Here is a 24,228-nt window from a genome sequence, read left to right on the forward strand (position 1 = left end):
AATTCTTGTTATTCTATTGCGTATTGAATACAAGATGTGAAAGACAATGGATATTAAACAGCAGGTTGCTGAGCAACGTACCGAGCTAGAGCAAGCCGTGGCACGAGCATTGGAGCTCGCGTCGGCGAAGTCGGATGCAGCAGAAGTCGCAATTACTAAAAGCACAGGTTTGAGTGTTTCCACTCGAATGGGTGATGTAGAAAATGTCGAGTTCAACAGTGATGGTGCGCTTGGCATTACCGTTTACCGAGGCCAACGTAAGGGCAGCGCTTCCACATCTGATTTGAGTGAAGCGGCGATTGAACAGACAGTGAATGCCGCGCTTGATATCGCTCATTACACATCTGAAGACCCGTTCGCAGGCCCAGCGCCGAAAGAATTTATGGTGAAAGAGGTGCCAGATCTTGACCTTTTCCACCCAGACTCTCCAGACCCAGACTACGCAGCACAAGTGGCGATTGCCGCTGAGAAAGAAGCGCTAAGCTACAGCGATGCAATCAAGCAAAGTGACGGTGCAAGCTACGATAGCCACTACGGCGTCAAAGTGTACGGAAACAGCCATGGTTTGTTAGCAAGCTACGCGTCTAGCCGCCACAGCACAAGCTGCTGCGTTATTGGCGTAGGCAAAAATGGCGAAATGGAACGTGACTACAGCTATACCGTTGCCCGCCATCGTGATGATTTGTGGACGCCAGAAACCGTCGGCCGCAAAGCGGCGGAAAATACTGTAAGCCGACTGGATGCTCAACGATTGAAAACGGGCCAATACCCAATTATGTTTGCGGCAGATGTGGCAACTGGCTTGATTGGTCACCTAGTGATGGCGATCAGCGGTGGCAACCTGTACCGCAAATCTTCTTTCTTACTGGATCATTTGGGTAAACAAGTCTTGCCTGAATGGTTCAATATTTCAGAGCGTCCGCATGTATTGCGCGGTTTGGCTTCCAGCCCATTCGATAGCGAAGGCGTTTATACGCAAGATCGTGAAATCATTACCGATGGTGTGTTGGCGACCTACCTACTGACCAGTTATGCCGCTCGCAAGATGAAGATGGAGCCAACCGGTCACGCTGGTGGTATTCACAACTGGTACGTGAAGTCGACAGGCCAAAACTTTGAGCAAATGCTGAAGGAATTGGGCACAGGCCTTTTGGTAACAGAAGTGATGGGCCAAGGTGTAAATGTAGTAACGGGTGATTACTCTCGCGGTGCGGCAGGCTTCTGGGTTGAGAACGGTGAAATCCAATACCCAGTCTCTGAAATTACCATCGCCGGTAATCTAAAAGACATGTTCACGAAGATAGTGGCAGTTGGTAGTGATATTGAAACACGCTCACAAATCCAAACCGGTTCTATCTTGCTCGATACAATGAAAGTCGCAGGTGAATAATAGTTACTAGCGCGAAATACCAAAAAGCCTGATGTGTTCATCAGGCTTTTTTAATGCTCATTGTTGGTTACTGGCTTAGATCAGCAAGGTTGCGAGACCAAGGAAAACAGACAAGCCAATCACATCAGTGACAGTCGTCAGTGCCATACCGCCAGCAAGGGCAGGGTCGATATTCATCTTCTTCAGAAGGACAGGGATGGTTACCCCTGCAACCCCGGCCACGAACAGGTTGGTCAACATGGCGGCAGAGATGATACCTCCGAGCATCCAGTTACCTTTCCAAACCACAACGATACCACCGATGATCAACGCCCACATGATGCCGTTAAGCAAACCGATCGCGGCTTCTTTCATCAACAATTCACGTTTGTTCGAGTCACCGATATGACCTAAAGCAAGGCCACGAATAACCAGTGCAACGGTTTGGTTACCTGCAACACCACCCATGGATGGCACGATGGTCATCAAGACCGCAATTGCCGCCATTTGGTCCAGCGTGGCTTCAAACATGTTGGAAACCGAAGCTGCGGCTAATGCAGCTAGGACATTGGCTCCGAGCCAAACACTGCGTTTACGCGCGGATTTGAAGACGGGAGCGAAGGTATCTTCGTCATCATCCATACCTGCCATACTCATCATTGAGTGTTCGGCATCTTCACGAATAACGTCAACCACGTCATCAATGGTGATACGACCAACAAGGTGCTGGTTTTCATCCACTACGGGTGCTGACACCCAATTACGACGTTCAAACAGGCTAGCAACGTCTGAGTCACTGGTGTCAACGGTAATCGCATCGTCAGCATCTTCCATGACGTCGATAATTTTTACGTCGGGTTGGGTCGTAATAAGTGTCGTGATTGGGAGTTCGCCAATCAGTTTGCTTTCGTCATCAATCACGTAGAGTGCATCGGTGGCTTCAGGCAGCTCGCCCTTCATACGCAGATAACGCAGGACTACGTCGACATCAACGTCACCACGAATCGTGATAACGTCCGTGTTCATCAACCCACCAGCGGTGTCTTCAGGATAAGACAGTGCCGTCTCGACGCGAGCACGATCTGCTGAATCCATTTGGGAGAGAACTTCACGGGAAAGATCATCTGGCAAACTACGTAGGACGTATGCTACGTCATCGGTATCCATGCCTTCCGTCGCCTCTGCAAGGTCTTCGGGAGCCATTTTTGATACAAGACTGTCTTTAACGTCTTCGTTTAGTTCGTCAAGAATTTCACCGTAATCTTCGGGGTCGGTAAGTTGCCAAAGAACTTCACGGCTTTTACGTGGGGATGCTTCTAAAAGGTGAGCAATATCCTCAGGTTCCATGTCCTGAAGCTGACGACGAACATGGACGAAGCGGCCGTTTTCCAGCGCTTCTGTGACTTCTTGGAGGGCTTGGTGAGCTTGGTCGAATTCTATTTGCTCTGCCATTCGTTCCTCCCAATTCCTGATATTTACAATGCTTTGAATAATAACTTAATTCTAGGCACCTTTTAATAACAACTTGTGAAACAGGACAAAATTATTTGCTGAGTGACCAGAGCAGTCGCAAAGATTTGGGAGAGATATCGCTGTGCTTTTTAGCTAGGAAAGGGGATTGCGCTCTATTCAGTTTGGAGGCTAGAGATTGGAACTAAAAAAGCGAGTAAATTACTCGCCTTCGTCAAACTTGTCTTCAATCAGATGACATACAGCGTCGAGCGCCAACTCTGCTTGATCGCCTGTGGCATGAATCGTTACGTATTGTCCTTGAGCCGATTCCAACATCAACAGCCCCATCACGCTGTCTGCGGTGGCGGTTTTGTCTTCTTCGTTGTCGATGGTTACTACAGCATCAAAGCTTTGCGCAAGTTCTACCAACTTAACTGCGGCGCGCGCGTGTAACCCAAGACGATTTTGAATCAATACTTTACGACTTAACTCCACTGCTACTCCTTAGCATTTTTCTCGAGCGAGGTGTGACGAATCTGAACTTGATGTCCTTTATCCGCAAAGTACTCGCCAATCTGTTGGGTTAAATACACTGAGCGGTGCTTGCCGCCAGTACAGCCAATGGCTACGGTGAGATAGCTGCGATTATTTTTTTCGAGCAAAGGTAGCCAAGTTTCAATAAAACTTTCTATCTGGTACTTGAGGCTCAATACCGACTGGTGCTGTTCCAAAAACGCAGCGATAGGTGCATCTAAACCCGTCAGTGGGCGCAGTGCTGGTTCCCAGTGTGGGTTCGGTAGGAATCGCACATCAAATACGTAATCCGCATCAGACGGGAGGCCGTATTTAAAGCCGAATGATTCAAACACCATCACCAAGCCTTTGCGATCACGTCCTTCTACTCGCATGCGAACTGTTTCACTCAGTTCATGCAAAGACTGACCGCTACTGTTGAGGATTAAATCCGCATGCGCTTTTAGTGGTGTCAGGATCTCTTTTTCTCGCTCGATAGCTTGATCGAGCGATAGAGACTGACCGCCTAATGATAGCGGGTGGATACGACGAGTTTCGCTGTAGCGTTTGAGCAAGGTTTCCTTATTGGCGTCTAAGAAAAGTACGGTTACATCGAGTTCAGTTTTTAGCTGCTCTAACGTGCCAGTCAATTCTTTGAGCTTTTTGGGGATGTTGCGGATATCAATGCTCACCGCAACATTTTGCTTGCTGTCAGCGATGGAATGTACAAACGCATCCAATAGGTTTACTGGTAGGTTGTCGACACAGTAGTACCCCAAGTCCTCTAGCACGCGCAACGCAATACTTTTGCCTGCACCAGAGTGCCCGCTAACAACAATTAATCGCATGGTGATCGTCCTGCTTATTGGTGAATCATGATGTCGTAGAGTTCTTCATCACTCTGAGCATTGCGTAGCAATTTCAGTACTTGCTTGTCGCTCAGACGTTCTGCCATAGAGGATAGAGTCTTGAGGTGCTCTTTGCACTGTTCTTCTGGTACAAGGAGTGCAAACAAAAGGTCGACAGGTCGATTGTCAATCGCATCAAATTCAATTGCTTCATCGCATTGCAGAAGTACCGCAATGGCTTTGTCGCTAGATTGCATTCGTGCGTGTGGGATTGCAATACCGTTTCCGATACCAGTACTGCCCATTTTCTCTCTGTTGAGCATGCACTCAAACAGCTCGGTAGAATCTTGGCCCGTGTGTTCAGCGACGATTTGGCTGATCATTTCGAGGGCGCGTTTTTTACTCGTACAGTGGACTGCACTTTTCGTGCAGTCCAATGACAGTATTTCGCTCAGTTGCATGATTAATGACTGTTTAATTTTTCTTTGTGCTTATTAAGTTGGCGAACCAATTTATCTACCAGCGAATCGATCGCGGCATACATATTCTCGTCATCGGCTGATGCGTGGATTTCGCCATGATTTACGTGGAGTGTAGCTTCCGCGATTTGGTTTATTTTTTCAACTTTTAGTACAACTTGTACTTGATTGATATGGTCGAAGAACCTTTCGAGCTTCTGAAACTTAGATTGAACATAGTCTTGCATTGAATCGGTAAGATCAACGTGATGGCCTTGAATATTGATTTGCATAGACTTTCCTTTTCAGTTAGTGCCTTAAAGTAGGCGTTTACGCTGACTTGAAGGGGCAATACCCAAGGATTCTCGATATTTAGCTATCGTACGTCTTGCGACCTGAATCCCTTGGTCAGCCAGAAGAGCAGCAATCTTACTGTCACTAAGTGGTTTAGCAGTATTCTCTGCCGCGACCAGTTTCTTAATGAGTGCACGGATTGCTGTTGACGAACATTCTCCGCCATTGTCTGTACTGACGTGGCTGGAGAAGAAGTACTTCAATTCAAAAATGCCACGTGGCGTATGCATGAACTTTTGTGTCGTAACACGAGATATTGTGGATTCATGCATGTCCACCGCCAAGGCTACATCATTGAGTACCATTGGCTTCATGGCTTCTTCACCATACTCGAAGAAATCTTGTTGATGTTCAACAATACATCTTGCAACTTTGAGTAGCGTCTCGTTTCTGCTCTCTAAGCTCTTAATTAACCATTTTGCCTCTTGCAAATTGCTGCGAATGTACTGGCTATCCGCACTGTTGCCTTTGCCTAATTGAGCGTATTGTTGGTTAACTTTTAACTTTGGAATGCTGTCAGGGTTGATGGAAACGGTCCATTTCCCATGATCTTTAAATACCGATACGTCCGGAATGACGTATTCTGTGTCGTCTGGGGTAATGCGGCTGCCCGGACGAGGATCTAACTGTTGGATCAGTTTTAATACTTCGCGTAGATCCGCTTCTTTTAGCTTAGTTTCTTTGATGACCAGTTTGTAATCGCGATTACCAAGGTGATCGATGTGATCGGCAAGAATCATTTTGGCTTCCGCAAGCCAAGGCGTGTCTTCTGGGAAGGTTGCAAGTTGCAGTAGTAAGCATTCTTGCAGGTTCTGCGATGCCACACCAAGCGGGTCAAACTGTTGGATGCGTTTGCGCACGGCTTCGACTTCATCCAACTCAATATCTTCGTTGTTGAAGCTTTCGTGAATCTCTTCAGGAGATAGGGTCAGGTAGCCGTAATCGTCAATCGCATCAATGATGGCAATGGCAATCGTACGGTCGGTCTCACTGAAAGGCGTTAAGTCGAGTTGCCACATTAAGTAATCGTGTAGCGATTCGGTGGTTTCGCCTTGGTAGACCGGCATATCATCGTCTAACGCTAAACCGGTACTGCCCGTATTTGCGCTGTAGACATCATCCCAAGTTGTGTCGATTTCAAGCTCTGAGCTGATTTCGGACTTTTCGATGACGTCAGAACTATCAGGAACTTCGATTTCTGTTGGCTCGTTGGCACTGTTGTCAGCAGTTTCGAGTGCTGATTTGTCTTCACCATTTGCTTGAGGTTCTTCGTGGCCTTCTTCAACTTCCAATAGTGGGTTTGAGTCCAATGCTTCTTGGATTTCTTGTTGAAGATCGAGAGTCGACAACTGCAGCAAGCGAATCGCTTGTTGCAACTGTGGCGTCATGGCTAACTGTTGACCTAGCTTGAGTTGTAATGAAGGTTTCATTCAGTGTTACTTACCTTGTAATGCTCAGAATCTTACCGTTCCTAATGTAATCATAGACGGAATTGTTCGCCGAGATAAACTTGTTTCACCTGTTCATTGTTCAGAACTTCTTCCGGAGTTCCCGATGCAATGAGGTGCCCTTGGCTTACGATATAGGCTTTTTCACATACGTCCAGTGTTTCACGTACGTTATGGTCTGTGATTAATACACCAAGGCCACGATCGCGTAGGTGCTCGATGATTTTCTTGATGTCATTAACCGAAATAGGGTCGACACCTGCGAAAGGTTCATCCAACAAAATGAATTGTGGGTTTGCCGCAAGAGCTCGAGCGATTTCGACTCGGCGACGTTCACCACCCGATAGTGCCATACCCGCACTGGTTCTTATGTGCTGTATGTGGAATTCTTCCAACAAATCTTCCAGCTTGTCCTGACGCTCTTCGCGGGTCATTTCTTGGCGAGTTTCCAATACGGCCATGATGTTATCTTCCACGGACAGTTTGCGGAAAATCGACGCTTCCTGCGGTAGATAGCCAATACCCATGCGAGAGCGGCTGTGCATTGGCAAAATACTGATGTCTTTGTCGTCAATGGTGATGGTGCCTTCATCACGAGGCACCAGACCAACAATCATGTAAAACGAGGTGGTTTTACCGGCACCGTTAGGACCAAGTAAGCCCACAATCTGACCAGACTCTACTTCTAAGCTAACATCGGTGACGACTTTGCGCTTTTTGTAGCTCTTTGCGAGATTTTTTGCACTCAGTACCGCCATATTAGTTCTCTATCTGATTTGGTTGCAAAATCGTGGTTACACGCTCGTTTTTAGAGCTGTCAGCCACCAACTTCTGTTGACCGATTTGGTAACGAATCGACGAGCCTTTGATGGTGTTACCATCTTGAGCGAGCTGCGCTTGGCCTTTCATGGTCAGTTCGTCAGTCGAGATGCGGTAATCGAGCTCGGTTGCTTGACCACTTAACGTTTTACCATCGTCCATCAGCTGCGAAAATGTCGCAGGCTTACCAAATGCTTGAATTTGTTTGATTGCTTCCGTTTTTGGATCGCGAGTGACGACAATTCTATCTGCATCGATATTGATGCTGCCTTGCTTAAGCGAGACATCACCTTTAAAAATGACCTGGTTACTCTTCATGTCCACCTGTTGGGTGTCAGAGTTAATGTAAACCGGCTGTTGAGTATCCGACTTAAGTGCAAACGCTTGAGGCGCTGCTAATACTAGTGCCAGTAGACTAAGGTGTAACGGTTTCATATCGACCTTGAACTTCATTCGTTAGAGTCGCGGTGTGCTGTTTTAAGTTTCCTTGCATCGCGCCTCCAGTAGTTTCAAATTGCGGTCCAACCAACATTACTTGTTGATCGGCTTTAAAATCACGATTGGTTAGATTGATGACCAACTTATCGGTCGCCATCGTATCGAAACTGGCCCCCGGTAATAGGTTTTGCATTAAGACTTTGTCGTACAAAGTCAGCACTTGGTCTTCATCTAAAACAGCTCTTGTGGCTGTTACCTTCCACTCGACGACGCTACCTTCTCGGTAAACCATCAAGGTAGGGCTGTTAAAAATCGTTTCTCCACTCTTAGCATAGTAATCTAAGTTGTTGGAGCGGATGATGTAACTACGTACACCATCTTCACCATAGGTGATGTTTTCTAAACCAGTTCCACTGAACAATGGCAGTTCGGTGTCTGGGGCTACTTGAATTGCATCGTTACCTTTTGGTGTGAGTAGGTAATAACCACACCATGCGACGACGAAAACCAAGAGCAAATAAATAAGGCGAGTAAAACTCATATATTAAAGGCCTTTTGTTTAGCTCAGTACTTCCCTGACTATTGCCTTAATCTGTGTAATCAATCGTTTGAATGTTTCGTGTTGCCGATATTACATCACACCAGCTTTTAGTAAATCATGCATATTTAATGCACCAACGATTTTATCTTCTTTGCATAGGATAAGTGCGTTGATGTTTTTGTTCTGCATTAAGTTCAATCCTTCCACTGCTAACATTTCTGGATGTGCCGTGGTTGGATTTTTCGTCATGACTTCGCCAATAGCCGTGGTATGAATATCAATGCGCTTATCCAAAGTGCGGCGTAAGTCACCATCGGTGAATATACCAAGCATAGCATCGTGCTCGTCCACGATTGCGGTCATTCCCAAACCTTTCTCTGAAATCTCCAAAAGCGCATCGCGAATCAACGCATCTGGAGACACTTTCGGTAATGCATTTCCGAAGTGCATAATATCAGACAGCTTAAGTAGCAATTTTCTTCCTAAAGCACCACCAGGATGTGAGAGAGCGAAGTCTTCTGCTGAGAATCCACGCGCTTGAAGTAGGGCAACTGCTAGCGCATCGCCCATTACTAAAGTTGCTGTGGTACTGCTGGTTGGTGCAAGGCCAAGTGGACAAGCTTCTTGAGGGACAGTGATTTGCAAGTGCAAGTCAGCCAGTTTGGCCATGTTGGATTCTGGCTTGCCCGTCATGCTAATGATTTTAATGTTTAAACGCTTTAGAACTGGGAAGAGAGACAAGATTTCATGGGACTCGCCAGAGTTAGAAATGGCGATAACAATGTCACCCGCGCTGATCATACCCAAGTCACCATGCGCTGCTTCACCCGGGTGAACGAAAAACGCTGATGTACCTGTGCTGGCAAGTGTTGCTGCAATCTTGTTGCCAATGTGGCCTGATTTGCCCATACCCATCACGACAACTTTGCCGCTATTGGAAAGGATCAATTCGCAAGCTTGTTCAAACTGCTCATCAAAGTATTTGTCTAGCTCTTGCAGAGCCGCGACTTCGATATCAAGAACTTGTTTAGCTGCAGCGCGAAAATCAAATGGATTGGACATATCAGGGCTCCAATTTGTCTCTACTTATTAATGGGATTAAGCGGCCATGTTGGCAAATAGGTACACTTGGTAACCCAAGAAACACGTAAACAGAATCGCCCCTTCGAGGCGGTTGATGCTACGTGATTTACCTAAACACATTGCTACTAACAACAGTGACACGCCAAGCATGACCCAAAAGTCACGTCCCATTGCGTATTCACTTAGTGTGGATGGGTTAATGATGCCAGGAAGGCCCATTACCGCCAAAATATTGAAAACGTTCGAGCCGATGATGTTACCAACTGCCATGTCGTCTTCGCCTTTCAATACACCAGCAAGTGATGCTGCAAGCTCAGGAAGACTCGTACCGATAGCAATAATTGTCAGACCGATCACTAGGTCGCTCATGCCGAAATGCTTAGCAATAATAACCGCATTATCGACCAGCAGGCTTGCTGCCAAAGGAAGCAATATTAAACCGATAACCACCCACATGATGGCCTTAGGGTTGCTAACGCCTTGTGGGATTTCTGATTCTTGATCTTCAAGAAACGCATCGCCAGATTTTTGTTCTTTGCGGCTGATTTGCAACATAGCAAATAAAAAAGCACCAAACAGAACAAATAGTAAGACACCTTCATAAAAACCAAGGTGGCTGTTCCACAGTAAAATCCCGGCTAGTACGGTTACCGCGATCATTAATGGTAATTCGCGACGGATAACTGCAGAACTAATAGAAAGAGGTTTGATCAGCGCAGTAATACCTAGGATTAGGGCAATGTTAGCAATGTTTGAACCCAAAACGTTACCGACAGCGGTATCGGTTTTACCGTCCCAAGCGGCTGTTGCTGACACCATCATTTCTGGTGCTGATGAGCCCATTGCAAGAATGGTCATACCGATCACTAAAGGTGAAATACCGACGTTGCGGGCTATAGCTGCAGAACCAAAAACAAGTTTATCTGCGCTCCAAACAAGTAAAACAAGACCGACGATAAGCAACGCTACGGCTTCGAGCATGAGAATTCCTAAGTATTAAATGAGTGAAATGAGTAACCGCTAATTTTGACCTTTTGCAGCTTAAAATGGAAGATAAACAACGAATAAATTAAAGGTTAGTAACGAAAATGTATGTAATTGTCACTCATTCAATCATTGCAAATAAAGTGATGATTCTGGTCTAGGATTTAAACACTTGGTGACGATCAGGCCATAATTTATGGAGAATAGCTTGAATTTGGTCGGCTTTATTTAATCGAACAGTGCTTTAAATTCCAAGCCAATGTGCTTATGATTGCAGCCTAATAAATGTACCGAAGTGGCGATAAGGGAACCCTTAGCGCTATTCGGAAGTGGATTGACTTGACAACTCTGCGAGCGTTAATGCTCTGACAGTAGAAGAGATGATATGTCGAACAACGATTTAGTCACCGTGAACAACCTCACTTTTTCACGAGGAAATCGCACGATCTTTGATGGTATTGATCTGCATGTTCCTGAAGGTAAAGTGACGGCGATTATGGGACCATCGGGAATCGGTAAAACGACACTGCTCCGTTTAATTGGCGGTCAGTTGTATCCCGAACAAGGAGAGATTTGGTTTGATGGTGACAACATTCCGACTCTCTCTCGCAAAAAACTCTACAACGCTCGTAAGAAAATGAGCATGCTGTTTCAATCCGGGGCTCTGTTCACGGATTTGAATGTATTTGACAATGTGGCCTTTCCACTGCGTGAACACACCAATCTTTCAGAAGATTTGATTCGTACTATGGTGCTGCTTAAGCTCGAAGCGGTTGGTCTGCGCGGAGCTGCGCAATTAATGCCAAGTGAGCTTTCGGGAGGTATGGCGAGGCGCGCCGCATTGGCTCGTGCTATCGCACTTGACCCTGATTTAATCATGTTCGATGAACCATTTGTGGGACAAGACCCCATTACCATGGGGGTTTTGGTTGAGTTGATCAAAGACTTAAACCAAGCTCTAGGCCTTACGTCTATTGTGGTATCACACGATGTACCGGAGGTTATGAGTATTGCTGATTGGGTTTACCTACTAGCAGATGGCAAGATCATCGCGTTTGGCACGCCAGAGGAGTTGAGTCAAAACCCAGACCCGCGAGTGCAGCAGTTCTTACAAGGTGATGCAGATGGCCCTGTGCCGTTTCGTTTTCCTGCGCAAAGTATCGAAAAGGATCTATTTGATGGTCGCTAGCTTTATTCAATTTGTCGCTTCATTAGGAAGACGCACGCTCGCCATCTGTGAAGCTTTTGGCCGTGCAACCTTGATGCTTGTTGGCGCTATCTTCTCTAAGCCTCAACCCTCTAAAAGTTTTCCTCTACTCATCAAACAGTTGTATTCCGTTGGCGTGCAATCACTGGCTATCATCGTAGTCTCCGGTTTGTTCATCGGCATGGTTCTTAGCTTGCAAGGCTATGTAGTGCTGGTGGATTACGGCGCGGAAGGCAGTCTTGGTCAGATGGTCGCGTTGTCACTACTGCGTGAACTTGGGCCGGTGGTTACTGCGCTTCTTTTCGCTGGACGTGCAGGCTCTGCGCTGACGGCAGAAATTGGTTTGATGAAAGCTACTGAGCAGCTTTCAAGCTTAGAAATGATGGCAGTTGACCCACTGAAACGAGTGATTGCACCACGTTTTTGGGCTGGGGCTATCTCAATGCCACTACTTGCGATGATCTTCATGGCTGTTGGCATCTGGGGGGCACAGCTCGTCGGTGTGGATTGGAAAGGTGTGGATCACGGCAGCTTTTGGGCAGCCATGCAATCTTCTGTTGAGTTGGGACAAGATATCGGCAACAGCATGATCAAATGCTTTGTGTTTGCCATTACGGTAACTTGGATTGCTCTATTTAATGGCTACGATGCGATTCCTACCTCGGAAGGGATCAGCCGAGCAACTACGCGCACTGTTGTGCATTCTTCTTTAGCAGTACTGGGACTAGACTTTGTACTGACCGCATTGATGTTTGGGAATTAATCATGCAACAAACACGTAAAACAGAATTATGGGTTGGCAGCTTTGTATTAGCGGGAATTTGCGCGATTCTTGTGATGATTTTTCAAGTTGCTGACGTAAAAAGCATTGGCTCTGGTGATACTTACACCCTCAAAGCCGAGTTCGATAATATTGGCAGCTTGAAAGTACGCTCTCCTGTGAAAGTTGGAGGCGTGGTTATCGGTCGTGTAAGTAACATTACTCTGAATCCAGATAACTTGTTGCCAGTGGTCAGCTTGTCAATTAACAGCCAGTACAATCAATTTCCAGAAACATCCAGCGTACAAATTCTGACGTCAGGGTTGATCGGTGAGCAGTACATTGGTTTAGTACCAGGGTTTGTTTTTGATGACGAAGCTATGCTGGTAGACGGAGATACCATCGAAGACACTAAATCTGCGTTAGTACTTGAAGACTTAATTGGTCAGGTACTTTACAGCGTTGGTGGTTCAGACGGTTCAAGTAAGGAATAACTATGTTAGCTAGACTATTACTTTCATTTTCAATGGTGCTTACTGCTTTTGGGGTTGGCGCGGCAGAAGTGGATAAAACTCAGCCATATCAAATGATGAAGCAAGTGGCTGAAGTGACATTTGCCCGACTAAAAGCAGAACAGCCAAAAATCAAACAAGATCCTAATCTATTAAAGGTGATTGTTGAGCAAGAGCTGATGCCTTACGTCAACGACCGTTATGCAGCACTGAAACTGCTTGGCCCTAACTTGAAAGGGGCAAAACGTGAAGACGTGCTAGAGTTTGTCGATGCGTTCCGTGCTTACTTGATTGCGTCTTACGCACAAGTCTTGACGCAATACAGCGATCAACAAATTGAGTTTGGTCCAGAGCCGAAATTAGACGACTCTAAGCGTATTACCAGCATCAAAGTTGAGATCATTGATGCACCTCGTCCAAACATCAAACTAGAATTTAAACTGCGTAAAGACAACAAAACTGACGAATGGGAAGCGTTCGACATGGTTGCAGAAGGCATTAGTTTACTTTCAAGCAAGCAATCTGAGTGGAACACCAAAATTCGCCAAGACGGTATTCTTGCGGTAGCGCAAGACCTTGAAAAACTTGCAGCGGAGCCAATTCGCTTTGAGGCGAAAAAGTAATGGCTCAGTCTCACGCACAGTGGCAGTTGCAACAAGATACGTTAACACTAACGGGGGCGCTGGATAGAGACTCAGTGCCGTCATTGTGGGCCTTTGCCCAGCAGTGGAAACCGTCGCAAAAAGAACTGGAATGCTCACTAGAAGAGATCGAACGAGTCGACTCTGCAGGAATGGTGATGTTAATCCACTTATTAGAGCATGCAAAAAAGCAAAACTGTCATATAATGCTCAGTTTCGTGCCGGCGCAACTGCGCACTTTGTTTCAACTTAGCAACGTTGAATCTTTAGTGGCCAAACACATAAAGAATTATCAGGGGTAAATTGTGGACAGCGCAAAAGTACAACAGTTATTAGAAGAAGCACTAAACCTTCAAGAAGTGCATGTAAAAGGTGAAGGTAGCCACTATGAAGTGGTTGCTGTTGATGCTTGTTTCGAGGGAATGAGCCGCGTTAAGAAGCAGCAATTGATTTATGGTCCTCTGATGGAATACATCCAGCGTAACGACATTCACGCATTATCGATCAAAGCGTTCACACCGGAAGAGTGGGCTCGTGATAAGAAACTGATGTCGCTTTAAGGTTTATTGATGGAAAAGTTTCGAGTTATTGGGTCAGATAAACCACTAGTTGGTGAAGTGACCATTTCTGGTGCAAAAAACGCAGCACTGCCTATTTTATTTGCGTCTATCTTGGCTGAAGAGCCTGTAGAAGTGGCAAACGTACCGCATCTTCGCGATATCGACACAACCATGGAGCTACTAAAACGCCTTGGCGCTAAAGTAAGCCGTAACGGTTCTGTTCACGTCGATCCAAGCAGCATCAATGAATATTGCGCTCCTTATGATCTAGTTAAAACCATGCGTGCTTCTATCTGGGCGTTAGGCCCACTTGTGGCTCGTTTTGGTCAAGGTCAAGTTTCTCTACCTGGTGGTTGTGCTATCGGCGCACGTCCAGTTGACTTGCACATTACTGGCCTGGAACAACTAGGCGCAACCATCACACTTGAAGATGGTTACGTGAAAGCTGAAGTTGATGGTCGTCTGAAAGGCGCGCACATCGTGATGGACAAAGTGAGCGTTGGCGCGACCATTACCATCATGTGTGCAGCAGCTCTGGCTGAAGGTACTACAACGTTAGACAACGCAGCGCGCGAACCTGAAATCGTCGATACGGCGGATTTCCTAAATAAACTTGGCGCGAAAATCTCTGGCGCGGGTACAGACACCATCACTATCGAAGGTGTTGAGCGCTTAGGTGGCGGCAAGCACAGTGTCGTAGCAGACCGTATTGAAACGGGGACATTCCTAGTAGCTGCAGCGGTATCTGGCGGTAAAGTGGTTTGTCGTAATACCAACGGTCACTTGCTTGAAGCGGTTCTAGCGAAGCTAGAAGAAGCGGGCGCATTGGTGGAGACAGGTGAAGACTGGATCTCTGTTGATATGACAGACCGCGAGTTAAAAGCAGTAAGTATTCGCACTGCGCCTCACCCTGGCTTCCCGACAGACATGCAAGCGCAATTTACTCTGCTGAACATGATGGCAAAAGGCGGCGGCGTGATCACTGAAACTATCTTTGAAAACCGCTTTATGCATGTGCCTGAGCTGATGCGTATGGGGGCGAAAGCGGAGATTGAAGGTAACACGGTTATTTGTGGTGACGTTGAATCTCTAAGTGGTGCACAAGTGATGGCAACGGATCTACGTGCTTCGGCAAGTTTGGTGATTGCTGGTTGTATCGCGAAAGGCGAAACCATCGTAGATCGTATTTATCACATCGATCGCGGTTATGACAAAATTGAAAATAAACTGGCTGCACTCGGCGCAAATATTGAGCGAGTGAGCTAGTCAAGTTAAACTGCACCGCAGGTGACTTGGATATGAAGAGAGCCGAAACTCAGGTTTCGGCTTTTTTATATCGCGCTTTCTGTCATAGTTTCTGACTATGTAAAAAGCGATATTAATAGCTGTATCTGGCAAAAGCCGGTTCCTGGAGAACAAGAATGATTGCACTGTTACGTGTATTTGCTGTCGCAATTTTCGCAATTGTGATGTTTATTGGTGGTTGTGGTTACTGCCTATTAAGCCCTCGAAATCCTAAACACGTTTTCACATTTGGCCGCTTGTTTGCCAAGATGTCTCGCGTATTTGGGGTAAAGCTAGAATTACGTATTCCTGAAGATGCGTACTCTCGTGGTCAGCACGTTTACATTGCTAACCACCAAAACAACTGGGACATGTTTACTGTGTCTGCAGCAGTGACACCAAAAGTGGTGACCGTCGGTAAGAAAAGCCTAGCGTGGATGCCACTGTTTGGTCAGCTTTACTGGTTGACGGGCAATATTCTGATTGACCGCGCAAACCGTTCAAAAGCGAAAGGTACCATCGACCAAGTGGTTAACAGCATGAAAGAAAGTGATGTGTCGGTTTGGATGTTCCCAGAAGGTACACGCTCACGTGGTCGTGGTTTGCTGCCGTTTAAAACGGGTGCGTTCCATGCGGCAATTGGCGCTGAAGTGCCAATTATTCCAATCGTATGTAGCTCCACTGACCACATTAAACTTAACCGCTGGAACAATGGTCATGTAATTGTTGAAATGTTGCCTCCGGTGAGCACTGAAGGTTACGGTAAAGATGGCATTCGTGAACTCGCAAATGTATGCCGCGAGCAGATGAAGGAAAAGCTAGAAGCGCTGGATGAAGAAGTAAAACAGCGTAACGCCGCTTAAACGGGTTAAACACCGAATACAAAAATGGGTAGCTAAGGCTACCCATTTTTTATTCATTCAATCTGATATCGCAATTATTTGCGAACCGCGATTGCTTCAATTTCGATACCTACGTCTTTTGGTAGACGTGCAACTTCAACACAAGAGCGAGCAGGGTAGTTTGCTACTTCGTGCTCATCAAAGAATTTGCCGTACACTTCGTTTACTGTACCGAAGTCGTTTAGATCTTTAACGAAAACCGTCATTTTTACAATGTCTGACACTTTAAGACCAGATGCTTCAACAACCGCTTTAACGTTGTCTAGAGATTGACGAGCTTGTTCTGCGATGTCAGCAGACACTTCACCTGTCGCTGGGTTTACTGGAATTTGACCAGAAGTTAGAACCATGTTGCCTAGATCTACGCCTTGAACGTAAGGACCGATTGCTGCTGGTGCAGACTCAGTGTGAAGTACTTTCGTCATTTGATTTTTTCCATCTGTTTTAGGGGAAGAAAGAGTATACCCAAGCCTTATTAATATGCTTGAAGGTAATCAGTTTGCCTTTAAACCTCCGGCAGGTAAAGAGCAAAATACCCTGCCGAGACAGGGTATTTCATGCGTATGAGAGTTCGGGACGTTGGCGAGATTATCGCTCAGTCACAATCTCACGTGAGAATACTTTCTCACAGTATTTGCACTTCAAACGAATCTCTTTTTTCTTCTCGAAAACTTTAAAACTGCTTTCTACTGGCTCGTTGTGAGAGATACAGTTTGAGTTTGGACACTCAAACACGTTGTTGATTTTCTCTGGCAACTCTAGAGCCAGTTTTTTCACGACTTCGTAGTTTTCGATTTGGTTTACCGTCGCGTGCGGTGCGTACAGCGCCAGTTTGCTTGCTTGTTCTTCATTGATGAACACGTTCTCAATCTTCAGCAAGTCTTTGTGACCCAGAGCTGAAGATGGCAAGTTGAGACCAATCGTTACACGTTGAGAAGAATTGTGCATATCGAACAATTTCAGCACTTTGATACCAATTTGTGCTGGAATGTGGTCGATGACGGTGCCGTTTTTGATTGCTTCTACCTGCAATTGAGTTTCTTTAGCCATGTTTTTATCTCCTCGATTACAGTGTTTCGTTTAGAACCAAAGCCAACAGCGCTTGGCGAGCGTACACGCCATTTTGTGCCTGCTGGAAGTAGTACGCGTGTGGGGTTTTATCTACGTCTGTCGTGATTTCATCAACACGAGGTAGCGGGTGCAGTACTTTTAGATTTTCACGCGCGCCTTCCAATAGAGCCGCCGTCAGAATGTAAGCTGACTTGATGTGCGCATATTCAGACTCGTCGAAACGCTCTTTTTGAACGCGAGTCATGTAAAGAATATCGAGCTCAGGAATTACCGCTTCCATCTCTGTGTGTAGGCTGTATTCAATGCCAGCTTCATCGAGTTCTTCGCAGATGTACTCTGGCATCGCCAATGCGTCTGGAGCGACAAAGTAGAAGCGGATGTTATTGAACTTCGCCAGTGCTTGAGTCAGTGAGTGAACGGTGCGGCCGTATTTTAAATCGCCGACAAATGCCACGTTTAGGTTGTCTAAGCGACCTTGCGTTTCCGCGATGGTGTAGAGGTCAAGCAGAGTTTGAGTTGGGTGTTGGTTAGCACCGTCGCCCGCGTTAATCACTGGAACGCCATTCGAAAACTCGGAAGCAAGGCGCGCTGCACCTTCTTGAGGGTGGCGCATCACAAATGCATCGACGTATGAAGAGATAACTTGTACAGAATCAGAAAGCGTTTCCCCTTTCTTCGCCAGAGACGTATTACCATCGTTATCAAAACCAATGACATCACCACCAATGCGTTGAATCGCGGTCTCAAACGACAAGCGAGTACGCGTTGATGGCTCAAAGAAACAGCTCGCAACGACTTTGTTTTTAATCAGTTCTGGTCGAGGTTCCTTTTTCAGATTACCTGCAGTTTCGACGATAAGTTCCAGCTCTTCACGAGAAAGCTCTGGAATAGAGATGATGTGCTTCTGGTAAAGCGAGTTCGCCATGATCTTCTTCCCTATAACAGTGATGACTATCTCCAAAATTGACCGCTGAGGAATTTTGGACATAAAAAAACCTCCCCAAATGGGGAGGTTTAAAAATCGATAGAATTAACGAAAATAACACCACGTAAGCGTAGTCGCTTAGTTAGAGCAAATCGCGTTTTTACGTCAGCAATCAGCTTGGTCATTTCTTAATCCTCAGACAAATTGCCGAGCATTATACGCCTAACTTTTGCGAGCGCAAGCGATTACATCATGCTTTTTGCTTTCCAAAAAACACTAACTTCCTAGCGTTGCAACCATAATGGCTTTGATTGTGTGCATGCGGTTTTCTGCTTCATCAAAGACGATAGAGTACTCTGATTCAAACACATCTTCGGTAACTTCTAGGCCTTTCATGCCGTATTTCTCTGCGATTTCTTTACCAACAGTGGTTTCGTCATTATGGAACGCAGGTAGACAATGCATAAATTTCACGTGTGGATTACCCGTCTGCTTGATGACATCCATATTGATTTGATAAGGCGTCATAAGCGCGACACGTTCATCCCATGCTTCTGCTGCTTCACCCATTGAAACCCAAACATCAGTGTAGAGGAAATCACAGCCTTTCACGCCTTCTTCGACGTTTTCCGTCAAGGTGATTTTCGCGCCGGTTTGTTTTGCAATGTCTTGGCAAGTCGCGACAAGATGTTCTTCTGGCCAGAATGCTTTTGGTGCCACTAGGCGAATGTCCATGCCCATTTTCGCTGCGCCAACCATCAATGAGTTACCCATGTTGTTACGAGCGTCGCCAAGGTACGCAAAGGTCATTTCGTGGAGCTGTTTGCCACGACTATGTTCTTGCATGGTAAGGAAATCTGCGAGGATTTGCGTTGGGTGGAACTCGTCAGTTAATCCGTTCCAAACCGGAACGCCCGCATGAGCGCCAAGCTCTTCCACAATGGATTGACCAAAGCCTCGGTATTCGATGCCGTCATACATGCGACCTAAGACGCGCGCGGTATCTTTCATCGATTCTTTATGGCCGATTTGAGATCCTGAAGGACCGATATAGGTGACTTGTGCGCCTTGATCAAAGGCGGCGACTTCAAACGCACATCGGGTTCGAGTAGAAGATTTCTCAAAGATGAGTGCAATGTTTTTACCTTGAAGTGTCTTCTGCTCTGTTCCTGCATATTTTGCTTTTTTTAGCTCTGCAGACAGTTCGAGCAAGAACTGGATTTCTTTGGTTGAGAAATCCAATAGCTTCAAAAAGTTGCGGTTACGTAAATTGAAAGCCATAGCTCGTCCCTTAGTACGTGTGATTGAATTGAGTCATTGCATTAAAACATATAAATGCTTTATTTGTGAATAATTATTTTAAAGTAAAACTAAAAAAGGTTGATGCATTCACATCAACCTTAGTTTTTATTCACTTAATGTAAAAGGTGAATCGGCTATATATCGTCTCGTTCTATTGGACAGCTCATACAGCGAGCACCACCACGACCACGGCCCAATTCGTTACCAGGAACGGTCAACACTTGGATGCCAGCTTTGTCGTACTTCTCGTTGGTGTAGACGTTGCGCTCGTAACCAATCACAACGCCTGGTTTTACAGTCAGCACGTTGTTCGCGTCATTCCATTGCTCGCGCTCTGCTTCGTAGCTGTCACCGCCTGTGGTGATGATTTTAAGCTGATCAAGACCAAGAGCAGATTCAATCGCGTGTAGGTAGTTGTGTGACGCTTCGACATGCATTTCACCGTCTGTGCCTTTCGGGGTAAGACGCCATGTATCCAGATCCTTGCGCATGATTTCTGGGTAGACTGAGAAGGTATCCACATCCATATGTGTCATGACCGTATCTAAGTGCATACAAGAGCGGTGCTTAGGCAGGTCAATGGCGATCACTTCGCTCGCTTGCCCTGCTTTAAACAGGCTTGCCGCTAAGTTTTCTACCCCTTGTGGAGTGGTTCGCTCAGACATGCCAATCAATACCGCGCCTTTACCGATCACCAGTACGTCACCGCCTTCAACGTTTGCGTTGTCGTAATGCAGATCATCATCACCAAAATATTTAATGAAGTCTTGGCCTGCAAAGATCGGGTGCCAGCGATAGATAGCGCGTAAATGGTTTGTTTCGCGTTGGCGCGCAGGCATCATCATTGGGTTGAGTGATACACCGCCATATACCCAACATGAGGTGTCGCGGGTAAATAGATGGTTTGGTAGTGGCTCGATCACGAAATCCAGTGGGCGCTTCATCTTCGGTAGCATCGAAGAAGATTGAATAGGTAACTCAGAATAGGCTAAGCCGCCAAGCAAAATAGTCGCGAGGTGTTCGTCGTCCATTTCCAAAAGATATTGGCGTAAATCGCGAGCGAAGGTTGGCCCGTAGCGGAAGTCAGAAATCTGCGTGTTCAACAGCCACTGTTTTGCCTCTGGAACGGCTAGGGTTTCCACCAGTAAATCGTGGAGCAGAAGTACTTCAACATCTTGCTCTCTCAAAGTTCGAGCAAAAGCATCATGCTCTTCACCCGCGGCTTCTACAGCAAGCACGTCATCAAACAATAGCTCATGACAGTTTGACGGCGTGAGGTGGGTGAGGGCGCGCTCTGGGCGGTTTAAAAGTACTCGTCTAAGTTGACCAACTTCTGATCCAACGTACAGCTTACTCATTTTGCATCCTTACAAATTTTCTAGCCATTAGTTATGACAATCTTACGGCAAAGATGCAAATTCGTTAACTTCGTTTAAATGTTGTGATTGGTTATATTTTTAGTGGTTTTTATTTTAGTTGGCATTTTTGTATTTGATTTTTGGTTTTTAATTCCATCTTGCTGGTTTTTAAATGAATGCGTTTTTATTCTTTTTGTATTTTGCAGGAAAGATTACATGCTTAGTGCATAAAACGTGCATTTCTATTCTAAAATATGCAGTTTTTCAGTTTTCTTTATTCGTTATCCTTCCAAATTGGTAGCGTGGCTGTATTCACTCAGGCGTCATAATCACTCAACAAACCATCAAATATCCTACAATGAGCTCAATTAGGATCTTCTGAATATTAAAAAATACCGTTTTTTGTTAACTTTTTGTTTCTTTGTGATGGGTTTTAATATTTGGGCAGGAAGAATCATCGCGGTTTGGCGTTTGTTTGTGGCTTTTCATCGCAATCCATGCCATATTTCACCGGATCAGCATACTCAGTATCGGGTATAGTGTTTCCATCAAGTAACTAATCTGGAGCCAAAAACATGTCTCACGAAGATGAATATCTATCAGTAGAAGAATTAATTGAGATTCAAAAGGAAGAGACTCGCGATATCATTGCAGCATTGCTAGAAGATGGCAGCGATCCAGATTCGCTATACGAAATTGAGCACCACCTTTTTGCTGAAGATTTCGATACGCTAGAAAAAGCGGTTGTTGAAGCGTTCAAAATGGGCTTCGAAGTTCTAGAAGCAGAAGAAACAGAAGACGAAGACGGCAACAAACTGCTGTGTTGTGACGCGACAATGGAATCGGCTCTAAATGCAGAGGCGATTGACGCACAAGTTGAAAAGCTGGTTCACCTAGCTGAAAAATACGACATCATCTACGATGGCTGGGGTACGTACTACGAAGGCGAAGATGCGCTTTACTCTGACGAAGATGATGAAGACGAGTAATTTAATGTTTTCGAAAAACCAGCGTTTATCGCTGGTTTTTTTATGCCTAGAAAATGACAATGGTGAGTAACGATAAACAATTCACGTTGAGTTTATGGGGGATTTCTCCCTATAATGCGTGAAAATTGATCTAGCTCAAGGTAAATATGCAACTCTCACTCGCCGGATTATGGCAAGTCTCTCCACTGACGGACCTTTCTATCCCACAGGATGACATCACTTTCCCTGCTCCTCTGAGTCAGGTGCTGCCCGCTGAATTGACGGAAGCGGCCATTCGCCAACAAGAATGGCACTTGATGCACGACATTGAGGTGGATGAATCCATGATGGCGTTCCCGGCGGTTGAAATGGTGCTGGGTGGGGTGGACTACCACGCTGAGGTGCGTTTGAATGGCGTTGCATTGTTTGACTGCGATGGCTCTCAGAATGTCTACAAGAAAGACATTCGCCCTTACATGCAAATGGGGCGAAACCGCTTTGAAATCTTGTTCTTAGAGGAAGACGAAGATCTTCTGTTGGATGAGGATAAACCAGAGTTGTGCTCACTTGCGGATCATGAATACCAAAAGAGTGACGAGCGCTTAGGGGTATGGCAAGAGCCGTATCTGCAGTTTATTCGCAATGTGCGTTTAGACCGTGTGGCAACCGAGCAGATTTGGCACCACGGTGGTGGCTGTGAGTTTAAAGTGGATTTGTACTACCAAACTTTTGCGCCGGGTTTAGTATCAGCATCGGTTAAGTTTAATGGCATGACTTATCATATTCCTATTGATGTCCGAGCGGATCACGCGAGCGCTTTATTCCAGATCGAAGCGCCAAAGTATGCCGATCTTAATGATCCCGATCCAAAAGATCTCTACGAACTCGCAGTGGAGTTGGATGGGCAACGCCAAGCGTTTACTGTGGCACTTAGCCAAGAGCTCTGTGTTACCCACCTTGTACTTTAAGTTTGGGGATAAAGCGCTATAACGTTTTAAGCATCACGACTTCACATGCATCATGCCCTGTTTGTCCTAGCGGGGCATCGAGATGCTCAAAGCCTAGCTTTTCATACAAGCCTACCGCTTCTCTTAGACATTCTGTCGTTTCTAAATAGCACTGCTGATACCCAAACTGTTTCGCTAGCTGTAAGCTCAATGCGACGATGCGCTTGGCTAAACCGTGTCCTCGCGTTTGAGGTAAGAAGTACATCTTTTGCAGCTCACACACATTTGGCTCACCAGCTAAAGGTGCAAAGCCGCCGCCGCCCACAATCTCGCCTTGGTATTCTACCACCCAGTAGGCAGCGCCTATTTGGTCGTAAACCGAGTACATGTCATCAAGCGTTGGATCGGCCACGCCATAACCTTTGTCTGCGGTTAAACCGTATTCTGCAGAGACTTTACGAATCACGTCTGCGACTTGCGAGTTATCTGCTTTGGTAAGAGGTCGAAGAACGTATTCCTCAGCCTGACACACTTTCGTTAGCCCTTTTAGGTAAGTCTCTAGACCAAGTTTGAGTTGTTCTTGCTCGCTGTCATCGAGTTGGGTAAGTAGTTGTTCAAAGAAGCTGTTTTGCTGTTGGTCTAGTTGCGATAACGCCTGTTGCCCTTGCTCTGTAAGCGCTACAAGCTGGCTACGTTTGTCTTTTGGGTTTTCGATGCTCTCAACCAAGCCTAATTTAATCAAACCGGTAACGGTTCGGCTCGCATTGGACTTGTCGACATTAAGCTGCTGTGCCAGTTGATTGATGGTCAACGGCTGCAATTGGATTTCACCTAACGCATGTGCTTGCACTGGAGTGATAGCGACATCGCCGCATTGTTTATCGAGCATACCAAGTAATCGGACGGCTTGACGGGAGTGGCTTCGGAGTTGACGAGCATTCATTATCACTTACCTCTAAAAGTAAAGTTGCGCACCGCAATTAAATTAATTGCGGTGCGCAACTTTGTCAATGGTAAATGTTATTTTACTCGTTAGGAGGCGTATTGAGCCTCCATGTTTTAGCGTGTTGGTGCAAACAAAACTGTGGTGCTTGGTTATCTGATTTACGCATCCATACTTTTTCGTGGAAGTAGTAAGCCACTGTGTTCAAGCTTGGCTCTAGCATCGCCATGATACCGCCGACAAACGCATCACCCGTTAACAAGTAAACCACTGTAAACGCTACGCTAAAGTGTACTGTTGCGAAACTCGCGGTTTTTAGCTTGGTCATAAATTGACGAGCTTTTAAAGCGGGAACACTTGTCCAAGCTTTTTCATGAAAGTAGAAAGCGACCGTGTTTACTGATGGCTCGATCATAGCAATTAAACTACCAATCAAGATGTCGCCAGTAAGTACGTAAGCGACACTAAATGCGATAGTAAAATGTAATGCAGCGAAAGTTAGTGTCTTTTTCATGATAATTACTCATCGTGTTTGTTTCGA

General features: G+C 45.8%; 30 protein-coding genes. 11 read left to right on the forward strand and 19 right to left on the reverse strand.

Annotated elements, in window-relative coordinates; all coding sequences use genetic code 11:
* The first annotated feature begins 46 nt into the window (after window positions 1-46).
* Window positions 47-1,390, forward strand: coding sequence for a metalloprotease PmbA (pmbA, locus tag ACF8OV_RS12555; protein ID WP_025555695.1), 1,344 nt, complete (start codon window positions 47-49; stop codon window positions 1,388-1,390).
* Window positions 1,391-1,465: 75 nt separating this feature from the next.
* Here the strand turns inward: pmbA and mgtE are convergent, their stop codons facing one another.
* From mgtE to ACF8OV_RS12610, 11 genes are all read right to left on the reverse strand, one after another.
* Entirely contained in the window at window positions 1,466-2,821 is a 1,356-nt protein-coding gene (gene mgtE / locus ACF8OV_RS12560; protein ID WP_005468659.1) for a magnesium transporter, read from the reverse strand.
* 219 nt (window positions 2,822-3,040) lie between these two features.
* On the reverse strand, window positions 3,041-3,316 hold the full coding sequence (locus ACF8OV_RS12565; protein WP_005468661.1) for an HPr family phosphocarrier protein: 276 nt from the start codon (window positions 3,314-3,316) through the stop codon (window positions 3,041-3,043).
* Window positions 3,317-3,318: 2 nt separating this feature from the next.
* Window positions 3,319-4,182, reverse strand: coding sequence for an RNase adapter RapZ (gene rapZ / locus ACF8OV_RS12570; RefSeq protein WP_005468663.1), 864 nt, complete (start codon window positions 4,180-4,182; stop codon window positions 3,319-3,321).
* Window positions 4,183-4,196: 14 nt separating this feature from the next.
* Entirely contained in the window at window positions 4,197-4,643 is a 447-nt protein-coding gene (ptsN, locus tag ACF8OV_RS12575; protein WP_005467453.1) for a PTS IIA-like nitrogen regulatory protein PtsN, read from the reverse strand.
* A gap of 2 nt (window positions 4,644-4,645) precedes the next feature.
* Window positions 4,646-4,933: a ribosome hibernation promoting factor gene (gene hpf, locus ACF8OV_RS12580; protein ID WP_005467451.1), complete on the reverse strand. Its 288-nt coding sequence runs from the start codon at window positions 4,931-4,933 to the stop codon at window positions 4,646-4,648.
* A 24-nt stretch (window positions 4,934-4,957) separates the two neighbouring features.
* Window positions 4,958-6,424 (reverse strand): RNA polymerase factor sigma-54, encoded by a 1,467-nt coding sequence (locus ACF8OV_RS12585; RefSeq protein ID WP_005497310.1) that lies wholly within the window; start codon window positions 6,422-6,424, stop codon window positions 4,958-4,960.
* A gap of 50 nt (window positions 6,425-6,474) precedes the next feature.
* Window positions 6,475-7,200: an LPS export ABC transporter ATP-binding protein gene (lptB, locus tag ACF8OV_RS12590; RefSeq protein ID WP_005467801.1), complete on the reverse strand. Its 726-nt coding sequence runs from the start codon at window positions 7,198-7,200 to the stop codon at window positions 6,475-6,477.
* Window position 7,201: 1 nt separating this feature from the next.
* On the reverse strand, window positions 7,202-7,696 hold the full coding sequence (lptA, locus tag ACF8OV_RS12595) for a lipopolysaccharide transport periplasmic protein LptA (RefSeq protein WP_005467803.1): 495 nt from the start codon (window positions 7,694-7,696) through the stop codon (window positions 7,202-7,204).
* Window positions 7,677-8,240: an LPS export ABC transporter periplasmic protein LptC gene (gene lptC, locus ACF8OV_RS12600; RefSeq protein ID WP_005467805.1), complete on the reverse strand. Its 564-nt coding sequence runs from the start codon at window positions 8,238-8,240 to the stop codon at window positions 7,677-7,679. Before lptC ends, lptA begins: the two co-directional genes overlap by 20 nt.
* A 90-nt stretch (window positions 8,241-8,330) precedes the next feature.
* On the reverse strand, window positions 8,331-9,302 hold the full coding sequence (gene kdsD / locus ACF8OV_RS12605; RefSeq protein WP_005484881.1) for an arabinose-5-phosphate isomerase KdsD: 972 nt from the start codon (window positions 9,300-9,302) through the stop codon (window positions 8,331-8,333).
* A 36-nt stretch (window positions 9,303-9,338) separates the two neighbouring features.
* Window positions 9,339-10,304, reverse strand: coding sequence for a calcium/sodium antiporter (locus ACF8OV_RS12610; RefSeq protein ID WP_005455122.1), 966 nt, complete (start codon window positions 10,302-10,304; stop codon window positions 9,339-9,341).
* A gap of 388 nt (window positions 10,305-10,692) precedes the next feature.
* Here ACF8OV_RS12610 and mlaF point away from each other — a divergent pair, with 388 nt between their 5' ends.
* The 8 genes from mlaF (at window position 10,693) to ACF8OV_RS12650 (ending at window position 16,134) form a co-directional block, all read left to right on the forward strand.
* Window positions 10,693-11,496: a phospholipid ABC transporter ATP-binding protein MlaF gene (gene mlaF, locus ACF8OV_RS12615; RefSeq protein WP_005455119.1), complete on the forward strand. Its 804-nt coding sequence runs from the start codon at window positions 10,693-10,695 to the stop codon at window positions 11,494-11,496.
* Window positions 11,486-12,277, forward strand: coding sequence for a lipid asymmetry maintenance ABC transporter permease subunit MlaE (gene mlaE / locus ACF8OV_RS12620; protein WP_005455118.1), 792 nt, complete (start codon window positions 11,486-11,488; stop codon window positions 12,275-12,277). Before mlaF ends, mlaE begins: the two co-directional genes overlap by 11 nt.
* A 2-nt stretch (window positions 12,278-12,279) precedes the next feature.
* On the forward strand, window positions 12,280-12,768 hold the full coding sequence (gene mlaD / locus ACF8OV_RS12625) for an outer membrane lipid asymmetry maintenance protein MlaD (RefSeq protein ID WP_005455116.1): 489 nt from the start codon (window positions 12,280-12,282) through the stop codon (window positions 12,766-12,768).
* A gap of 2 nt (window positions 12,769-12,770) precedes the next feature.
* The gene (locus ACF8OV_RS12630) at window positions 12,771-13,409 is read left to right on the forward strand and encodes a phospholipid-binding protein MlaC (protein WP_024701158.1); all 639 of its coding nucleotides are present in this window, start codon (window positions 12,771-12,773) and stop codon (window positions 13,407-13,409) included.
* Window positions 13,409-13,729 (forward strand): lipid asymmetry maintenance protein MlaB, encoded by a 321-nt coding sequence (locus ACF8OV_RS12635; protein ID WP_005455113.1) that lies wholly within the window; start codon window positions 13,409-13,411, stop codon window positions 13,727-13,729. Before ACF8OV_RS12630 ends, ACF8OV_RS12635 begins: the two co-directional genes overlap by 1 nt.
* Window positions 13,730-13,732: 3 nt before the next feature.
* A complete protein-coding gene (gene ibaG, locus ACF8OV_RS12640; RefSeq protein WP_005484869.1) occupies window positions 13,733-13,987 on the forward strand; it encodes a BolA family iron metabolism protein IbaG in 255 nt (84 codons plus the stop codon).
* A 9-nt stretch (window positions 13,988-13,996) separates the two neighbouring features.
* Window positions 13,997-15,253, forward strand: a complete 1,257-nt coding sequence (gene murA, locus ACF8OV_RS12645; protein WP_005455110.1) for a UDP-N-acetylglucosamine 1-carboxyvinyltransferase — start codon at window positions 13,997-13,999, stop codon at window positions 15,251-15,253.
* A gap of 155 nt (window positions 15,254-15,408) precedes the next feature.
* The gene (locus tag ACF8OV_RS12650; protein ID WP_005455109.1) at window positions 15,409-16,134 is read left to right on the forward strand and encodes a 1-acylglycerol-3-phosphate O-acyltransferase; all 726 of its coding nucleotides are present in this window, start codon (window positions 15,409-15,411) and stop codon (window positions 16,132-16,134) included.
* 74 nt (window positions 16,135-16,208) lie between these two features.
* On the opposite strand, the gene ACF8OV_RS12655 is transcribed toward ACF8OV_RS12650, so the two are convergent.
* From ACF8OV_RS12655 to arcA, 6 genes are all read right to left on the reverse strand, one after another.
* Window positions 16,209-16,598 (reverse strand): RidA family protein, encoded by a 390-nt coding sequence (locus tag ACF8OV_RS12655; protein ID WP_005455108.1) that lies wholly within the window; start codon window positions 16,596-16,598, stop codon window positions 16,209-16,211.
* A gap of 163 nt (window positions 16,599-16,761) precedes the next feature.
* The gene (pyrI, locus tag ACF8OV_RS12660; RefSeq protein ID WP_029795269.1) at window positions 16,762-17,223 is read right to left on the reverse strand and encodes an aspartate carbamoyltransferase regulatory subunit; all 462 of its coding nucleotides are present in this window, start codon (window positions 17,221-17,223) and stop codon (window positions 16,762-16,764) included.
* A 16-nt stretch (window positions 17,224-17,239) separates the two neighbouring features.
* Window positions 17,240-18,169: an aspartate carbamoyltransferase gene (gene pyrB, locus ACF8OV_RS12665; RefSeq protein ID WP_005484879.1), complete on the reverse strand. Its 930-nt coding sequence runs from the start codon at window positions 18,167-18,169 to the stop codon at window positions 17,240-17,242.
* A gap of 89 nt (window positions 18,170-18,258) precedes the next feature.
* Entirely contained in the window at window positions 18,259-18,354 is a 96-nt protein-coding gene (locus tag ACF8OV_RS12670; RefSeq protein ID WP_005497312.1) for a hypothetical protein, read from the reverse strand.
* A 91-nt stretch (window positions 18,355-18,445) separates the two neighbouring features.
* Window positions 18,446-19,450, reverse strand: coding sequence for an ornithine carbamoyltransferase (locus tag ACF8OV_RS12675; protein WP_005484915.1), 1,005 nt, complete (start codon window positions 19,448-19,450; stop codon window positions 18,446-18,448).
* Window positions 19,451-19,605: 155 nt separating this feature from the next.
* Complete coding sequence (arcA, locus tag ACF8OV_RS12680) at window positions 19,606-20,829, reverse strand: arginine deiminase (RefSeq protein WP_005455102.1); 1,224 nt, start codon at window positions 20,827-20,829, stop codon at window positions 19,606-19,608.
* Window positions 20,830-21,404: 575 nt separating this feature from the next.
* On the opposite strand from arcA, the gene rraB reads away from it, so the two are divergent.
* Together rraB and ACF8OV_RS12690 are read left to right on the forward strand one after the other, a co-directional pair.
* Window positions 21,405-21,818 carry a ribonuclease E inhibitor RraB gene (rraB, locus tag ACF8OV_RS12685; protein ID WP_005455099.1) on the forward strand — a complete coding sequence of 138 codons (414 nt, stop codon included), beginning with the start codon at window positions 21,405-21,407 and terminating at the stop codon, window positions 21,816-21,818.
* 146 nt (window positions 21,819-21,964) lie between these two features.
* Window positions 21,965-22,765: a hypothetical protein gene (locus tag ACF8OV_RS12690; RefSeq protein ID WP_203505113.1), complete on the forward strand. Its 801-nt coding sequence runs from the start codon at window positions 21,965-21,967 to the stop codon at window positions 22,763-22,765.
* Window positions 22,766-22,781: 16 nt separating this feature from the next.
* Here ACF8OV_RS12690 and ACF8OV_RS12695 read toward each other — a convergent pair whose 3' ends face one another.
* The gene (locus tag ACF8OV_RS12695; RefSeq protein ID WP_203505115.1) at window positions 22,782-23,687 is read right to left on the reverse strand and encodes a bifunctional helix-turn-helix transcriptional regulator/GNAT family N-acetyltransferase; all 906 of its coding nucleotides are present in this window, start codon (window positions 23,685-23,687) and stop codon (window positions 22,782-22,784) included.
* Window positions 23,688-23,769: 82 nt separating this feature from the next.
* Window positions 23,770-24,201 (reverse strand): DUF2061 domain-containing protein, encoded by a 432-nt coding sequence (locus ACF8OV_RS12700; RefSeq protein WP_392404361.1) that lies wholly within the window; start codon window positions 24,199-24,201, stop codon window positions 23,770-23,772.
* Between the last annotated feature and the right edge of the window lie 27 nt (window positions 24,202-24,228).

Origin of the sequence: Vibrio sp. GLN_1, from assembly GCF_043106015.1 — a bacterium.
Taxonomy (GTDB): Bacteria; Pseudomonadota; Gammaproteobacteria; order Enterobacterales; family Vibrionaceae; genus Vibrio; species Vibrio parahaemolyticus.

What these genes read in the sequence shown, in the direction of transcription:
- mlaE (WP_005455118.1), top strand. Translation starts at nt 11,486, where the DNA reads ATGGTCGCTAGCTTTATTCAATTTGTCGCTTCATTAGGAAGACGCACG.
- ACF8OV_RS12695 (WP_203505115.1), bottom strand. Translation starts at nt 23,687, where the DNA reads ATGAATGCTCGTCAACTCCGAAGCCACTCCCGTCAAGCCGTCCGATTA.
- rapZ (WP_005468663.1), bottom strand. Translation starts at nt 4,182, where the DNA reads ATGCGATTAATTGTTGTTAGCGGGCACTCTGGTGCAGGCAAAAGTATT.
- mlaF (WP_005455119.1), top strand. Translation starts at nt 10,693, where the DNA reads ATGTCGAACAACGATTTAGTCACCGTGAACAACCTCACTTTTTCACGA.
- mgtE (WP_005468659.1), bottom strand. Translation starts at nt 2,821, where the DNA reads ATGGCAGAGCAAATAGAATTCGACCAAGCTCACCAAGCCCTCCAAGAA.
- pyrB (WP_005484879.1), bottom strand. Translation starts at nt 18,169, where the DNA reads ATGGCGAACTCGCTTTACCAGAAGCACATCATCTCTATTCCAGAGCTT.
- kdsD (WP_005484881.1), bottom strand. Translation starts at nt 9,302, where the DNA reads ATGTCCAATCCATTTGATTTTCGCGCTGCAGCTAAACAAGTTCTTGAT.
- ptsN (WP_005467453.1), bottom strand. Translation starts at nt 4,643, where the DNA reads ATGCAACTGAGCGAAATACTGTCATTGGACTGCACGAAAAGTGCAGTC.
- murA (WP_005455110.1), top strand. Translation starts at nt 13,997, where the DNA reads ATGGAAAAGTTTCGAGTTATTGGGTCAGATAAACCACTAGTTGGTGAA.
- lptB (WP_005467801.1), bottom strand. Translation starts at nt 7,200, where the DNA reads ATGGCGGTACTGAGTGCAAAAAATCTCGCAAAGAGCTACAAAAAGCGC.
- ACF8OV_RS12670 (WP_005497312.1), bottom strand. Translation starts at nt 18,354, where the DNA reads ATGACCAAGCTGATTGCTGACGTAAAAACGCGATTTGCTCTAACTAAG.
- ACF8OV_RS12635 (WP_005455113.1), top strand. Translation starts at nt 13,409, where the DNA reads ATGGCTCAGTCTCACGCACAGTGGCAGTTGCAACAAGATACGTTAACA.
- ACF8OV_RS12675 (WP_005484915.1), bottom strand. Translation starts at nt 19,450, where the DNA reads ATGGCTTTCAATTTACGTAACCGCAACTTTTTGAAGCTATTGGATTTC.
- ACF8OV_RS12630 (WP_024701158.1), top strand. Translation starts at nt 12,771, where the DNA reads ATGTTAGCTAGACTATTACTTTCATTTTCAATGGTGCTTACTGCTTTT.
- ACF8OV_RS12650 (WP_005455109.1), top strand. Translation starts at nt 15,409, where the DNA reads ATGATTGCACTGTTACGTGTATTTGCTGTCGCAATTTTCGCAATTGTG.
- pyrI (WP_029795269.1), bottom strand. Translation starts at nt 17,223, where the DNA reads ATGGCTAAAGAAACTCAATTGCAGGTAGAAGCAATCAAAAACGGCACC.
- ACF8OV_RS12690 (WP_203505113.1), top strand. Translation starts at nt 21,965, where the DNA reads ATGCAACTCTCACTCGCCGGATTATGGCAAGTCTCTCCACTGACGGAC.
- ACF8OV_RS12610 (WP_005455122.1), bottom strand. Translation starts at nt 10,304, where the DNA reads ATGCTCGAAGCCGTAGCGTTGCTTATCGTCGGTCTTGTTTTACTTGTT.
- pmbA (WP_025555695.1), top strand. Translation starts at nt 47, where the DNA reads ATGGATATTAAACAGCAGGTTGCTGAGCAACGTACCGAGCTAGAGCAA.
- ACF8OV_RS12700 (WP_392404361.1), bottom strand. Translation starts at nt 24,201, where the DNA reads ATGAAAAAGACACTAACTTTCGCTGCATTACATTTTACTATCGCATTT.
- arcA (WP_005455102.1), bottom strand. Translation starts at nt 20,829, where the DNA reads ATGAGTAAGCTGTACGTTGGATCAGAAGTTGGTCAACTTAGACGAGTA.
- mlaD (WP_005455116.1), top strand. Translation starts at nt 12,280, where the DNA reads ATGCAACAAACACGTAAAACAGAATTATGGGTTGGCAGCTTTGTATTA.
- ACF8OV_RS12655 (WP_005455108.1), bottom strand. Translation starts at nt 16,598, where the DNA reads ATGACGAAAGTACTTCACACTGAGTCTGCACCAGCAGCAATCGGTCCT.
- lptA (WP_005467803.1), bottom strand. Translation starts at nt 7,696, where the DNA reads ATGAAACCGTTACACCTTAGTCTACTGGCACTAGTATTAGCAGCGCCT.
- rraB (WP_005455099.1), top strand. Translation starts at nt 21,405, where the DNA reads ATGTCTCACGAAGATGAATATCTATCAGTAGAAGAATTAATTGAGATT.
- lptC (WP_005467805.1), bottom strand. Translation starts at nt 8,240, where the DNA reads ATGAGTTTTACTCGCCTTATTTATTTGCTCTTGGTTTTCGTCGTCGCA.
- ACF8OV_RS12585 (WP_005497310.1), bottom strand. Translation starts at nt 6,424, where the DNA reads ATGAAACCTTCATTACAACTCAAGCTAGGTCAACAGTTAGCCATGACG.
- hpf (WP_005467451.1), bottom strand. Translation starts at nt 4,933, where the DNA reads ATGCAAATCAATATTCAAGGCCATCACGTTGATCTTACCGATTCAATG.